This is a genomic window from Dictyobacter formicarum, from assembly GCF_016587435.1.
On sequence record NZ_BNJJ01000062.1, the window covers coordinates 1 to 1,989 of the forward strand.

Genomic DNA, 1,989 nt, shown 5'->3' on the forward strand with positions numbered 1-1,989 from the left:
GAAACAAGGCATATCTACACAGACTTTGATCTCTGCTATCGAGCTGTATGCAGCCGCGATGCTCGCTTTGATGGGCTCTTTTTTACCGCTGTGACGACGACAGGGATCTATTGCCGCCCCATTTGTCCTGCACGGACACCACGGGCAAAAAATGTACGTTTTTACCCGTATGCCCTGGCTGCCGAAGCGGCAGGCTTTCGAGCCTGTCGTCGCTGCCATCCCGAAGCTAGCCCGGGATCACCAGACTGGAATAGACGCGCAGATCTCGTTGCGCGCGCGCTCCGTTTGATTGCCGATGGTCTGGTCGATGTTGAGGGGGTCACTGGACTTGCTCAGCGCCTGGTGGTTAGCCAACGGCATCTCCATCGCGAGTTAGTGACGCAGGTAGGCATTGGGCCGCTCGCGCTGGCACGTCGACGGCGTGCCCAAACAGCGAAACTTCTGCTTGATCAAACGCACCTTTCACTGACTGACATCGCTTTTGCATCTGGCTTTCCCAGTATTCGCCAATTCAACGCAACAATGAGAGAAATATTCGGCTGCGCGCCGTCGACATTATGGCAGCATATCCAATCAGGAAGCGTTTCTGATGGATGCCTGACGCTCTGCTTGCATTATCGCCCTCCATTCGACAGTGCAGGAATCTTTGCGTATCTAGGCACGCATGCCATTCCAGGAATCGAAGAAGTCATCAACCAGCGATATCGACGCACGATCGCATTTCCCTACTCAAAGGGTATCCTGGAAGTTGAACCAGGAGCGAAAAAGAACACGCTCGCTCTTCATCTCTCCCTTGATGATCTGAGCGACCTCGGTCAGATCGTCCAACGCTGCCGTAATCTGTTTGATCTCGACGCTGATCCGGCTACCATCAATGCCATGTTGGCAGCCGATCCTCTGATGGTGCCACTCGTAGAAATGCGCCCCGGGTTACGACTTCCAGGAGCAATCAACGGATTTGAGCTGGCCGTCTGTGCCATTCTCATCCAACAAACCTCCATTGCCGAAGCACGAACGTTGGCTGGACAACTTATCTCTGCCTATGGAGATCCTCTCCCTGAGCCGCAAGGGACTTTGGCGCATTTTTTCCCAACTCCTGAGCAGATCATGCAGACAGATCTGGCGGCGATAGGGCTTCCTCACACAGGCGTTACTATGCTACAGACGTTGGCCCAAGCCGTCGCAGAAGGAAGCCTTATCCTTGATCGCGGTACTGATCGTGAGCAAACAACGACCCAACTCCTCACGTGCCAGGCATAGAGCCATGGACGGCAGCATACATCGCGATGCGCGCACTGGGTGATCCTGATGCGTTTTCAGCCGGCGATCCGGGCTTGCGAAGAGCATTCGAGCAACGAGGGCTGGCAACTGATCCGAAAAGCATGGCGCACGCTGCTGAAACCTGGCGCCCCTGGCGCACATATGCCATGTATCCTGTGGGCAAGCCTCCCAGGATAACCAAAAAGCTCCGGACTCCGCTGATATTCATTGGATAAAGGATCTCATCATCTCATAGACTCAATCGTAGGAGCGTTCTCCTCATACCAGAGTAAGAGAAGCAAAGGAACAGGAAACGCATAAGAGAAGAGAAAAACAGGAGTCCGGTAACGATTCGTCGTCAGGCTCCTACATCTCAAGAGAGTTTTTCCCGTTGATGCCTGGCTTCTCCTTGAGGTATGCTAAGGAAATCGCTTCTTAGCCAAACAGATAAGCATCAAAATCAATGTGGGAAACTACTGAGCGCATAGCGCAGATACCACCTGACACACAAAAGAATGATGTCGGACGGAAAATGACGCCACGTAAACGGATTCTTCCCTGCCATAACGTGCCTCTTTCGCTCATTTTCCTTTACTGTACTGCTCTGTCAAGTGAGGTTTACAACAGAAGAGAATATCTTCTATCCTGGAAGCTCAAGAATATTACCTCTGCAAGGAGATCCGGATGAGAGAACGCGCCCACAAGTATGAAGTCGCGTTGAGTGAAGAA

At 52.5% G+C, this 1,989-nt stretch carries 2 pseudogenes; one reads left to right on the forward strand and one right to left on the reverse strand.

Features of this window, described 5'->3' with window-relative positions:
* Nucleotides 1-12 precede the first annotated feature (12 nt).
* A pseudogene (locus JMI88_RS39175) lies at nucleotides 13-1,496 on the forward strand (AlkA N-terminal domain-containing protein).
* A 239-nt stretch (nucleotides 1,497-1,735) separates the two neighbouring features.
* Here the strand turns inward: JMI88_RS39175 and JMI88_RS39975 are convergent.
* Nucleotides 1,736-1,825: pseudogene (locus tag JMI88_RS39975) on the reverse strand (IS6 family transposase); the annotation flags it as partial.
* Between the last annotated feature and the right edge of the window lie 164 nt (nucleotides 1,826-1,989).